8 protein-coding genes and 1 riboswitch are annotated in these 12,050 nt (G+C 48.4%); of the genes, 4 read left to right on the top strand and 4 right to left on the bottom strand.

The annotated features are described in order from the left end of the window. Nucleotides 1-128 precede the first annotated feature (128 nt). From I2I11_RS06885 to I2I11_RS06870, 4 genes are all read right to left on the bottom strand, one after another. Nucleotides 129-986 (bottom strand): hypothetical protein, encoded by an 858-nt coding sequence (locus I2I11_RS06885; protein WP_196266946.1) that lies wholly within the window; start codon nucleotides 984-986, stop codon nucleotides 129-131. Continuing rightward, complete coding sequence (locus I2I11_RS06880) at nucleotides 983-1,555, bottom strand: DUF6978 family protein (protein WP_196266945.1); 573 nt, start codon at nucleotides 1,553-1,555, stop codon at nucleotides 983-985. The genes I2I11_RS06885 and I2I11_RS06880 overlap by 4 nt, the downstream gene beginning before the upstream one ends. Before the next feature lie 132 nt (nucleotides 1,556-1,687). Then, nucleotides 1,688-4,066: a ribonucleoside-diphosphate reductase subunit alpha gene (locus tag I2I11_RS06875; RefSeq protein WP_196266944.1), complete on the bottom strand. Its 2,379-nt coding sequence runs from the start codon at nucleotides 4,064-4,066 to the stop codon at nucleotides 1,688-1,690. 269 nt (nucleotides 4,067-4,335) lie between these two features. Continuing rightward, entirely contained in the window at nucleotides 4,336-5,295 is a 960-nt protein-coding gene (locus I2I11_RS06870; protein WP_196266943.1) for a ribonucleoside-diphosphate reductase small subunit, read from the bottom strand. Between the two features lie 615 nt (nucleotides 5,296-5,910). On the opposite strand from I2I11_RS06870, the gene rplU reads away from it, so the two are divergent. The 4 genes from rplU to metF all read left to right on the top strand — a co-directional run bounded on the left by rplU (nucleotide 5,911) and on the right by metF (nucleotide 12,041). Beyond that, nucleotides 5,911-6,219 (top strand): 50S ribosomal protein L21, encoded by a 309-nt coding sequence (gene rplU, locus I2I11_RS06865; RefSeq protein WP_196266942.1) that lies wholly within the window; start codon nucleotides 5,911-5,913, stop codon nucleotides 6,217-6,219. A 73-nt stretch (nucleotides 6,220-6,292) separates the two neighbouring features. Continuing rightward, complete coding sequence (gene rpmA / locus I2I11_RS06860; protein ID WP_196266941.1) at nucleotides 6,293-6,592, top strand: 50S ribosomal protein L27; 300 nt, start codon at nucleotides 6,293-6,295, stop codon at nucleotides 6,590-6,592. A 447-nt stretch (nucleotides 6,593-7,039) separates the two neighbouring features. Continuing rightward, nucleotides 7,040-7,148: riboswitch (SAM riboswitch) on the top strand. A 75-nt stretch (nucleotides 7,149-7,223) separates the two neighbouring features. Then, nucleotides 7,224-10,934, top strand: coding sequence for a methionine synthase (gene metH, locus I2I11_RS06855; RefSeq protein ID WP_196266940.1), 3,711 nt, complete (start codon nucleotides 7,224-7,226; stop codon nucleotides 10,932-10,934). Nucleotides 10,935-11,087: 153 nt separating this feature from the next. Continuing rightward, a complete protein-coding gene (metF, locus tag I2I11_RS06850) occupies nucleotides 11,088-12,041 on the top strand; it encodes a methylenetetrahydrofolate reductase [NAD(P)H] (RefSeq protein ID WP_196266939.1) in 954 nt (317 codons plus the stop codon). Nucleotides 12,042-12,050 lie beyond the last annotated feature (9 nt).

The raw sequence follows: 12,050 nt of genomic DNA, 5'->3' as shown, positions 1-12,050 counted from the left end.
TAAGCTGTAGTCCGCATGCAGGTTTACACGCGCTGCAAGTAAACGCCTAAAGACCTCGCAGTGTGTGTAACTCCTGCGAGATCCTTGATGTTTCCTCTATCTCAGAACTGCAAATAAGATGTACTTTCCTACGCAGCAAATCCGCCATTTGGAGGAAGAAGCTCGGGTGGTAAATGTGCGAGGATGTTTTCTCTGCTTGACCAGTTAATCGGTGTTGAGCTTGTATTTGTAATTAAATGATCAATATAGGTAGATGTCTTATTCGGCATAAAGCCAGTCGCAGAATCATCTATTAAGCATATTTTCTTCTTTATATAAGGTTTAACTTCTGATTTGTCTGCAAGCTCAAAGACAAAGTTTGCTTTGGTAATGCTATTGTTAAAGTAGTACAAATTACTACCCGTAATATAGTTAATAAGAATTAACTGAGACTTAGTAGCCTTTACCAAAGCACTTACTCTAACTTCCTTTTTGCTATCTATGTAACTACCTATCTCTAGTTTGCCTTTCGGTATAATTTGTAGGAGATAATCACTCGCCATTTTATTGAAGCGTTCTTTAGTTTCTTTTTCTTCCTTACCAGAAAACTCAACATCTGAAAGGCTTACTAATGCACAAATAAAGCTTGATAAGTCAAAAACGAGAGATGGTACTGCAATAGCGGTCGAAGTTTTTTTGTAGAAGTATTTTGTTTCTGCAGGGCCATTTATTTCTTTAACTCCATAGGAGTCTAAATGATGAAGAAATATTTTATTATAGGACTCTTCTTCCAAATTAAAGGTGTTGTCATAAATACCTGCATCAATCCAGCCTCCATCAGTAACGATATATTCACCATACTGCTCGGTTAAAAAAACAGAGATGAATTTTTGAGATGTGGTGGCAAATGGTGTAATAATTTCTAATGATTTACCTCTTTCCTTAAAGGACCAGAGCTTCCCAAAGGAAGCTCTTATGTCATTATATATTCCTTCGTAAATCATCATAAAAAATTAATATTTGTTGTTGGGTCGTCCTTGGTTAGGGAAAAAGGTAAAGCTTGAGGTAATATTCTAATCTCTGGAAACTCTTCATGATTTAATCTAATATTTGCTTCATGGCAAAAGTGCTTAATGCACAAGTTAATATCTTCAAGTGCTTGCCTTTCAGCTTCATTTTGAAGGTGTGGCGTTTTATATGCTATGTTTATACCTTTTTCATTATAATAGTGAAAATGTGGAGTAGTTACCTGTTGCTCTGAGAGTGGTATCCTCTCATCATGATTCCGATGAGTATCTCCATCATTATCATACCTAAAAAAAGGCTGCGCACACAGATCCTTGCAGCGTAATTTAAACTGGAAAAACTTATAGTTACTGACCTTTACGTTTACTATGAAAAGTATAGTATTAGCTAAATGTGTATGCTCTACATCTGTGGTCTGTTCTAAGGTGTTTGCATTGTTACCAACTTCTGTGATTTCAATAACTTGCTTAAATACTGATTTACGCTCTTCTAGAAGTTTAGTATAAAAGCTATAGTTATCTCTTATTGATTCTATTACCTCTTTTCTCATAATGTATTAAAAGTTGCAAACTACCTCTGAGCCTCCAAAGCTATCTAATTATTTCAAAAGTTGCATTATAGAGTATGCCACCAATAAAAAGAGCCGCTATATTAGCGGCTCTTTTTATTGTATGGGTTTTCCTTACGACCCGCAAGCTTCGCAGGCGTCCGGATTATCTAAACTGCAGCTCATATCGCTGCGGTTCTGCTCCTGGTTATACACCGGCGAGAGCGTTTCGGCGGCTTGTTTCTCTACGGTAAACTTGATGGCGTCTACTGCAGATTTGGTGCGCAGGTAATACATACCTGTTTTCAGGCCGCGCTTCCAACTGTAGAAGTGCATGGAAGTCAGCTTGCCGAAGTTTACGTTTTGCACGTGCAGGTTCAGCGACTGGCTCTGGCAGATGTATGCGCCGCGGTCAGCACTCATGTCAATGATGGTGCGCTGGCTGATTTCCCATACTGTTTTGTACAGGTCTTTGATATTCTGCGGGATGTTCGGGATGTCCTGTATGGAACCGTTAGCCGCAATAATATCCTGCTTCATCTGGTCGTTCCAGATACCCAGGGCAATCAGGTCTTTCAGCAGGTGCTTGTTCACTATCATAAACTCACCACTCAGTACGCGGCGCAGGTATATGTTGGAAGTATAAGGCTCAAACGACTCGTTGTTGCCTAATATCTGAGCGGTAGACGCGGTTGGCATGGGCGCTACCAGCAGCGAGTTGCGCACACCATGCTCCACTACTTCCTGGCGCAGGCTCTCCCAGTCCCAGCGGCCACTTTCCGGCGATACGCCCCACAGGTCGAACTGGAACTTGCCTTCCGACAGCGGCGAACCTTTAAACGTTTCGTAAGGGCCATTCTTTTTCGCCAGATCCTTAGAAGCCGTCATAGCTGCAAAGTATATGGTTTCGAAAATGTCCTTGTTCAGGCCGCGTGCCTCATCGCTTTCAAACGGCATACGCAAGTGAATAAAGGTATCGGCCAAACCCTGCACGCCCAAACCAATCGGACGGTGGCGCATGTTAGAATTACGTGCCTCCTTTATCGGGTAATAGTTGATGTCGATAACCTTGTTCAGGTTTTTGGTAACATGGTAGGTTACATCAAACAGCTTCTGGTGATCGAATACCTTGTGGCCGTTCTCCTCCTTTATATAACGGGGCAGCGCCAGCGAAGCCAGGTTGCAGACAGCAACCTCGTTCTCGTCGGTATACTCCATGATCTCGGTGCACAGGTTCGAACTCTTGATGGTACCCAGGTTCTGCTGGTTGCTCTTACTGTTTGCATGGTCTTTGTAAAGTATATAAGGTGTGCCGGTTTCAATCTGCGACTCTAACACAGAGAACCATAATTCCTGGGCTTTGATGGTTTTGCGGGCACGGCCTTCGCGCTCATACTTCTCGTAGAGGCGCTCAAAGTCCTTGCCCCAGCATTCGCTCAGGCCGGGCGCTTCGTTCGGACAGAACAGGCTCCAGTCGCCGTTTTCTTCCACGCGCTTCATAAACAGGTCTGGTGTCCAGAGGGCGTAAAACAGGTCGCGGGCGCGGTTTTCCTCTTTGCCATGGTTCTTCTTCAGATCCAGGAACTCGAAGATATCGGCATGCCAGGGCTCCAGGTAAATAGCGAAAGCACCCTTGCGCTTGCCACCTCCCTGATCTACGTAGCGGGCCGTGTCGTTAAACACCTTCAGCATCGGGATGATACCGTTAGACGTGCCGTTGGTACCTTTGATGTAAGAACCGGTGGCGCGCACATTGTGTATAGAAAGGCCAATACCGCCGGCACTCTGTGAAATCTGGGCGCATTGCTTCAGCGTGTCGTAGATACCCGGGATGCTGTCGTTCTTCATCGTTAGCAGGAAGCAACTGGACAACTGTGGCTTGGGCGTACCTGCATTGAATAAAGTAGGTGTCGCATGCGTAAACCACTTCTCCGACATCAGGTTGTAGGTCTCGATAGCAGACTCAATATCCTCCTTGTGTATACCCACGGCTACGCGCATCAGCATGTGTTGCGGGCGTTCCACCACTTTGCCGTTCAGGCGCAGCAGGTACGAGCGCTCCAGCGTTTTATAGCCGAAGTAATCGTAGTTATAGTCGCGGTCGTAGATGATGGTGGAGTCGAGCTGGGCAGCGTGCTTGCGGATGATCTCATACACATCGCGGGCAAGCAGCGATGCATTTTCACCGGTTTTCGGGTCCTCGTACGTATACAGGCGCTTCATGGTGTTGGAAAACGACTTGCTCGTCACCTTGTGCAGGTTAGAAATGGCAATACGGGCCGCTAACACCGCATAATCGGGGTGCTTGGTGGTGAGCGAAGCAGCCGTTTCGGCTGCCAGGTTGTCCAGCTCCACGGTGGTTACGCCATCATAAATGCCGTCAATCACCTTTTTGGCCACTTCAATCGGCGACACATAATCCATGTGCAAGCCATAGCACAGCTTCTCGATGCGTGCGGTAACCTTATCAAATTTGACAGACTCGCGTCGGCCGTCGCGTTTAACTACTAACATAGGCGATATACTTTTAGCGAGGTTCAAGGCCCCGGGTTGATAAATAAACTGTATAGGTAATCCTCGCTGCCGGAGCAGGAGGCGGTTGTGCGTCAGGAATTATATGCAGACAGGACTTGTGTTGCTGCCATCAGACACGCACAGAACTAAAGATGCTGTAAGGTCTCTTGAGCGCCAAACTTTTCCGCAGGTATGGTTTAATGGTTGGTTTGCCGTTATCATCTTTTACAAGCTTTTAACCATTTAGCAATCCAACAATCAAGGTATACTTAAAAGTCTTCGTCCAGCGAGAATACGTTTTTGTCGGAGCCACCCAGCACACCGGCTTTCTGGTACTCGCCCACGCGCTTCTCGAAGAAATTGGTCTTGCCCTGCAGCGAGATCATCTCCATAAAGTCGAAAGGATTGGTAGCGTTATAGATCTTGCCGCAGCCCAGTGCCACCAGCAGGCGGTCGGCCACAAACTCAATGTACTGGCTCATCAGTTTGGCGTTCATGCCAATCAGGTCTACCGGCAGCGCATCAGTCACAAACTCCTGCTCTATACTTACCGCATCGCGGATAATGGCTTGCACCCGTTCTTCAGGCAGCTTGCTTTGCAACATCGAGTAGAGCAGGCAGGCAAAATCGCAGTGCAGGCCTTCGTCACGGCTGATCAGCTCGTTCGAAAAGGTAAGGCCCGGCATCAGACCGCGCTTCTTCATCCAGAAAATAGAGCAGAAAGAGCCGGAGAAGAAAATGCCTTCCACGGCGGCAAACGCAATCAGGCGCTCCGTAAAGTTCTCGCTGTTGATCCACTTCAAAGCCCACTCTCCTTTCTTTTTCACGGCAGGCACTGTTTCCAGGGCATTAAAAAGGTAATCTTTTTCTGATTGCTTTTTGACGTAGGTATCAATCAGGAGCGAATACGTTTCGGCATGGATGTTCTCCATCATAATCTGGAAACCATAAAAACAACGCGCTTCCGGCAGCTGTACCTCCTGCATAAAGTTAACAGCCAGGTTCTCGTTCACGATACCATCAGAAGCCGCGAAAAAGGCCAGTACATGGCTGATGAAGTGGCGCTCGCCATCGTTCAGGCTTTCCCAATCCTTCAGGTCCTGCGTCAGGTCGATTTCTTCTGCGGTCCAGAAGCTGGCTTCGGCCTTTTTATACATTTGCCATACTTCGTCGTGCTGGATGGGGAAAAGGACAAAGCGGTTGGGATTCTCTTTCAGTATGGGTTCCATATTGCGTAGCGTTTATTCGGTTAATGATGGCGGCGCGGGTGCCATTGCCACAACCCGCAGGTATTCTAATTGTTCGGACGGCACGACTGCCATTCCGGTGTATTATGAGTTCAAATATATAGAAAGGAACTTGAAAACAGGGGTGAAAGTTGTTCAATTTATGCACATCCTTGTAAGCTATTGTTGCTCTGTAACTTATGAGGTAATGCACATGTTTTTCCACATTGTTGGTAAACTATATAGGTATGCTAAAGTATTGTGATGCAGCACTTTACTTCATGTTTTGCATGCCAGACAAGCTGTTTTTACCGCCAGGATTATACTTGCATCAGGAAAATTTATAGAAAATGGCAAAGGGTATAAGCCTTATGGAAAATGGTGCGGCATGTGTGGAAAACGTGCATTTCCGGGAAGCATGACACGCCCTTGCAATGTAGTAGAATTTTATTTTCCAAGAGGTATAAAGCCCGGCGAGTGGCATCTGAAAGCGGGAACTGTCCTTTTTAGGGGCAGCTTATAAATGTGCCGGCAGAACAATTTATGCAACAGGACTTTGTATATTAAAAAAAAGTGCCGTACTTTTGCAGACTAATTTTAATTTATACATTGAAGCTGATGTACGCAATTGTAGAAATCGCAGGTCAACAGACCAAAGTAGAAAACGGCAAGTTTATCTACGCTAACAAGCTTTCCGGCAATGAGGGTGACGCCGTTGAGTTCGCCAATGTTCTTCTTACTGATGATAACGGAACTGTTACGTTAGGTGCTCCTTTTGTGAGCGGTGTTAAAGTGGTTGGTAAAATCCTTGGCAACGTGAAAGGCGACAAAGTAATCGTTTTCAAAAAGAAGAGAAGAAAAGGATACCGCAAGAAGAATGGCCACCGCCAGCACTTCACCAAGGTCCTGATCGAGAGCATTGGATAAGGTTAAGAAGAAATTTATCGTAAAAATCTTTCAGGGAAAGCGCCCCGCCAACCTGGACTAAATAGTAAACAACATGGCACACAAAAAAGGAGCTGGTAGTTCTAATAACGGCCGCGAGTCGCATTCCAAAAGACTCGGTGTTAAGATTTATGGTGGACAGGCTATCATTGCCGGCAACATCATTGTAAGACAAAGAGGCACCGCCCACCACCCAAGCACAAACGTAGGTATTGGCAAAGACCATACGCTGTTTGCACTGACTGATGGTGTGGTTGAATTCAGAAAAGGCAAAAAGAACCGTTCTTACGTTTCTGTAAAGCCCGTAGAAGAAGCAGAAACGGCTGCAGTAGCAACTGAAACTGTAGAAGCCTAAGCATTGAACGTTGCCGGATGGCAGTGTTTGCAAAAAAGGGAAGCCGCAAGGTTTCCCTTTTTTATTTGCCGGGGTTTGTGGTTGCTCAAATCCTGGTAGTAGCCTTGAAGCCATGCCCTTGTCCTGACCTTTACGGGATGTAAGTTGTCATGTGTGCGCTCCTACTTCTGGCCGCCAGATGGTTTATACTTGTTAAAGTTGATTCAGGCACTCGCGGGAGCTGCGCACACCGCGAGGCCATTGCTGTCTGAGACTTTGGAGCCGGTTTATACTTGCCGACAAGCCTATAAAGCCCGGACGAAGTTTATAATTCACTTCTGCTTAAACAAGGATTTGCAATCCGGCATCTGGTGAGGTGCTTATCCCTGTTTTTATACCTGCTGCGGCCGGTTCATATTTTAATGCAACAAAATTTTCTATTCTGCGGATATACCCGTAAATTGCAGCTTCTTATCAAGAAAGACTGAGGGACAGGGCCCGACGACGTCTTAGCAACCTTGTACCAGCTTGGTGCTAATTCCCTTCTGAAGTATAAAATCTTTGGAAAAGATAAGAAAGTCCATCCTGCCTTTTGGGTGTCCTTCTTGATAAGTATAAATACCGAAGACTTACAAGAAGAAAGACATCCGCTATGAATAATCATCCGATATACCAGTTGTTGCGTGAGCGCGTTTTAGTGCTGGATGGTGCCATGGGCACTATGATCCAGCGTTACCAGCTCAGCGAAGCAGATTTTAGGGGCGAACGTTTCAAAAGCCATCCCTCCGACCTGAAAGGCAACAACGATCTGCTGTCCATTACGCGCCCGGACATCATTAAAGCCATTCACCTGGAATATCTGCACGCCGGCGCCGACATCATCGAAACAAATACTTTTAGCGGCACCAGCATCGCCATGGCGGATTATCACCTGGAGGAACTGGTATATGAGCTGAACTATGCATCGGCAAAGCTGGCGCGCGAAGCAGCAGATGAGGTAATGGCGCAGCATCCGGATAAGCCGCGCTTTGTAGCCGGTGCTATCGGTCCGACAAACCGCACCGCTTCTCTTTCTCCGGATGTGAACAACCCGGGCTACCGTGCCATCACCTTCGACCAACTGGTAACAGCTTACTATGAGCAGGTGCGCGGCCTGGCAGACGGCGGTGCGGATGTGTTGCTGATAGAAACCGTTTTTGATACGCTGAACTGCAAAGCAGCTATTTTTGCGGCCGAGCAGTATGTGCAGGATGGTGGCAAAGAGCTGCCTATTATGATATCCGGTACCATTACAGATGCCAGCGGCCGTACTTTATCCGGCCAGACCGTGGAGGCTTTCTGGAACTCTGTTTCGCATGCGCCTATACTCAGCGTAGGCTTTAACTGTGCTTTGGGCGCGCGCCAGCTCAAAACGCATATCCAGGAATTGTCGCGTATTGCTGGCTGCTACATTAGTGCTTATCCTAATGCCGGCTTGCCTAACGCCTTTGGCGGTTATGATGAAACAGCCAGCGAAATGGGTGCCATCGTAGAGGAGTACCTGGGCGAAGAACTGGTGAACATACTTGGTGGTTGTTGTGGCACCACGCCGCAGCACATTAAAGTTATTGCAGACCTTGCTGCCAAGTATAAACCACACACGCCGCCGGTTGTTCCTCCTTTCTCGCGTTACAGCGGCCTCGAACCCCTCACTATCACACCTGAAAGCCTGTTTGTAAACGTGGGCGAACGCACCAACGTAACCGGCTCCAAGAAATTTGCCCGCCTGATTGTAGATGGCAAGTTTGAAGATGCCCTTTCCGTGGCGCGGCAGCAGGTAGAAGGCGGGGCGCAAATCATCGACGTGAACATGGACGAAGGCATGCTCGACTCAGAAGAGGCCATGACCAACTTCCTCAACCTCATCGCCTCCGAACCTGATATTGCCAAACTGCCCATCATGATCGACTCCTCTAAATGGAGCGTGATTGAGGCCGGTTTGAAGTGCGTACAGGGCAAATCCATCGTGAACTCCATCAGCCTGAAAGAAGGCGAAGAAAACTTTAAGGAAGTAGCCCGCAAGGTGCGCCAGTACGGTGCCGCTGCCGTGGTGATGGCTTTTGACGAGCAGGGCCAGGCCGATACCTTTGAACGAAGAATTGAGATTTGCGCCCGTGCCTACCGCATCCTGACGGAAGAAATAGGCTTTCCGCCGCAGGACATTATTTTTGACCCGAACATACTAGCCATCGCCACAGGTATAGAAGAGCATAACAACTATGCCGTAGAGTACCTGGAGGCGGTAAAATGGATAAAAGCCAACCTGCCGCACGCTCTGATCAGCGGTGGCGTAAGCAACCTGTCGTTCTCGTTCAGGGGCAATGATCTGGTGCGCGAGGCGATGCATACCGTGTTTTTATACTATGCCGTGCAGGTCGGTATGGACATGGGCATTGTGAATGCAGGCATGCTGGGCATTTATGAGGAGATTCCGTTGGAGCTGCGTGATTTAATTGAAGATGTTATCTTCAACCGCCATCCTAATGCGACGGAAAAACTGGTAAACTATGCCGAAACCATCAAAGGAAAAGGAAAAGCAGCTGCGCAGGCCGATAATGCCTGGCGCGAGGCACCCGTAGAGGAACGCCTGAAGCATGCGCTGGTAAAAGGCATTGTTGACTTTATCGACGAAGATACCGAAGAAGCCCGCCAGCGCGCAGACAAAACGCTGGACGTGATTGAAGGGCCGCTGATGGCCGGGATGCAGGTGGTAGGCGACCTATTTGGAGCCGGCAAAATGTTTTTGCCGCAGGTGGTAAAAAGCGCCCGCGTGATGAAGAAGTCTGTGGCCTACCTGCTGCCGTTTATGGAACAGGAAAAGCTGGCATCCGATACCTCAAAATCTACGGCAGGCACCATTCTGATGGCTACCGTGAAAGGCGACGTGCACGATATCGGCAAAAACATTGTGGGGGTGGTGCTGGCCTGTAACAATTATGAAGTAATTGATTTGGGGGTGATGGTGCCGCTGGATAGAATATTATCGGAAGCGGAGGCGCACCAGGTAGATATGATTGGCCTGAGTGGGCTGATTACGCCTTCGCTGGATGAGATGACGTATGTGGCGCAGGAAATGGAGCGCCGCGGCCTGAAAATTCCGCTGCTGATTGGCGGCGCCACGACCTCCAGGGTACACACTGCCGTGAAGATTGCACCCAAGTATAGCGGGCCGGTGGTACACGTACACGACGCCTCGCGCAGCGTAACGGTGGTGAGCAGCCTGCTGGGCAGCAACCGCGACAGCTATGTGGCTGAGATAAAGGCTGAGTATGAAAAGCTGCGTGCCGACCACCTGAACCGCACCAAAGACCGCGCTTTTGCAAGTATAGCCGAGGCACGCGCCAACAAGTACAAGATAAACTGGGAAGAGGCCGCGCCGGTAAAACCAGGCTTTATCGGCAACAAAGCATACACCAACTATCCGCTTGCTGAGCTGGTGCCCTTCATCGACTGGACACCGTTTTTCCATGCCTGGGAGCTGAAGCGCCAGTATCCGAAAATCCTCAGCGATCCGGAACTGGGCGTGGAGGCGCAAAAGCTTTTCGCCGATGCGCAGCAGATGTTGCAGCAGATAATAGACGAAAAGCTGCTGGAAGCCCGTGGTGTAGTAGGCTTTTACCCGGCAAACGTAGTTGATGACGATACTATTGAAGTATACGCCGACGATGCCCGTGAGCACGTGCTGGCGGAGTTCCATACCTTGCGGCAGCAGGGCAAAAAGGGCGACAAGGTGCCAAACCTGGCTTTCTCTGATTTTATCGCTCCAAAAGAAACAGGCAGAAACGACTATATCGGTGGCTTTGCAGTGTCGGTTGGCTTTGGAATTGAGAAGCTGCTGGCGGAGTATGCCGCAGAGCACGATGACTACCGTTCTATTATGCTGAAAGCCCTGGCTGACCGTTTAGCCGAAGCCTTTGCCGAGCTGATGCACGCCAAGGTGCGGAAAGAACTGTGGGGCTATGCGCCGCAGGAAAACCTGGCGAACGAGGAGCTTATAAAAGAGCAGTATCAGGGTGTACGTCCGGCGCCCGGCTATCCCGGCTGCCCTGACCATACCGAAAAGATTACGCTGTTTAATTTACTGGACGCAGAAAATAGCACAGGCATTATGCTGACAGAGAACCTGGCGATGTACCCGGCCTCTTCGGTGAGCGGTTTATACTTTGCGCATCCCGAGTCACGCTATTTCGGCCTTGGTAAGATAGGTGAAGATCAGGTAGCCGACATTGCTCGTCGCAAAGGCATGGCGCAGGAAGAACTGGAACGCTGGCTGTCGCCAAACCTGAATTACGAGCCGCAGCCGGTAGCGCAGCAAACAGTATAAAGAGATGTTAGACGTTAGACTTTAGACTTGTCATTGGGCATATGCGCTATATGGGTACAGGTATAGCTGCTGTCATAGTTTGAAGTTAAATAGATTGTCTAATGTCTAGTATCCAGCATCTAAAGTCTAAAAAACATCACCCTTAGCATCAATATGAAAATTACGGATCACTTCAAAAACGCCGATAAGACACTGTTTACCCTGGAAGTGCTTCCTCCGCTGAAAGGAGAGAACCTCAAGAGCCTGTTCAGCCACATCGATCCGCTGATGGAGTTTAAGCCGCCGTTTATCGACGTAACTTATCACCGGGAGGAATATATATATAAGCAGCGCGAAAACGGCTTGCTGGAAAAACGGACCACGCGCAAGCGTCCCGGTACGGTGGGTATTTGTGCCGCCATTCAGAACCACTATAAAGTAGATACCGTACCGCACCTGATTTGTGGTGGCTTCAGCAAAGAGGAAACCGAGAACGCCCTCATCGACCTGCACTTCCTGGGCATCGACAATGTGCTGGTGCTGCGCGGCGATTGTGTAAAGAGCGAACAGCGGTTTATACCTGATCCCAAAGGCCATACGTACGCTTCGGAGCTGATTGAGCAGGTGGTAGACATGAACAACGGTGTTTACCTGGATGATGAGCAGATAAACCATAATGGTACGAATTTTTGCATCGGCGTGGCCGGCTACCCGGAGAAGCACTCTGAATCACCGAACTTGAAAGCCGACCTGCGCTGGCTGAAAAAGAAAGTGGAACTGGGCGCAGATTATATCGTGACGCAGATGTTCTTCGATAACCAGAAGTATTTCAACTTTGTGAAGCAGTGCCGCGAAGCGGGCATCAACGTACCGATTATACCCGGTCTCAAGCCCCTGACATCTAAATCGCAACTCACAGTTTTGCCAAGTCTTTTCCACCTCGAGATTCCGTGTGAGTTGGCCGATGCTGTGGAAGCCTGTGCCGACAACAAAGCCGCCGCGCAAGTGGGGGTAGAGTGGGCCATTCAGCAATCAAAAGAGCTGGTGGAGTTCGGGGTACCCTGCCTGCACTACTATTCTATGGGCAAGTCCGAGTCTGTGCGCAAAGTAGCCGAGGCGCTGTTTTAGAAAAAAATC

It is taken from the genome of Pontibacter rufus (genome assembly GCF_015694705.1).
Classification (GTDB): domain Bacteria; phylum Bacteroidota; class Bacteroidia; order Cytophagales; family Hymenobacteraceae; genus Pontibacter; species Pontibacter rufus.
The sequence above is the reverse complement of the archived record's forward strand: the minus strand, read 5'-3'. Positions and strand labels throughout refer to the sequence as shown.